This is a genomic window from Citrobacter sp. EC_71 (assembly GCF_019584005.1).
In the GTDB taxonomy this organism is placed as follows: Bacteria; Pseudomonadota; Gammaproteobacteria; order Enterobacterales; family Enterobacteriaceae; genus Citrobacter; species Citrobacter werkmanii.
In genome coordinates this window covers 1-231 of sequence record NZ_VDAY01000117.1, presented here as the reverse complement: position 1 = coordinate 231, position 231 = coordinate 1, and the positions used below count along the sequence as shown (strand labels likewise).

The 231-nt window shown below is 43.3% G+C and carries 1 protein-coding gene; it reads left to right on the top strand.

Annotation, left to right across the window (positions count from 1 at the left end; genetic code table 11):
• Positions 1-100: IS1 family transposase (locus FHD02_RS24285; protein ID WP_000641146.1), on the top strand; the 100-nt coding region annotated here is incomplete at its 5' end.
• Positions 101-231 lie beyond the last annotated feature (131 nt).

Sequence of the window (231 nt, the reverse complement as noted above, 5' to 3'; positions counted from 1 at the left end):
CCTGGCACGGCTGGGACGGAAGTCGCTGTCGTTCTCAAAATCGGTGGAGCTGCATGACAAAGTCATCGGGCATTATCTGAACATAAAACACTATCAATAAGTTGGAGTCATTACCATAAAGGTTAAGTAATACTGCGGAACAAACATCGTGGAATGTTCCTTCTGACATATTCCGTTTAATCGGTAAATTTGACACACCCCCCATTACAGTCTATCTGTAACGGCCTTATA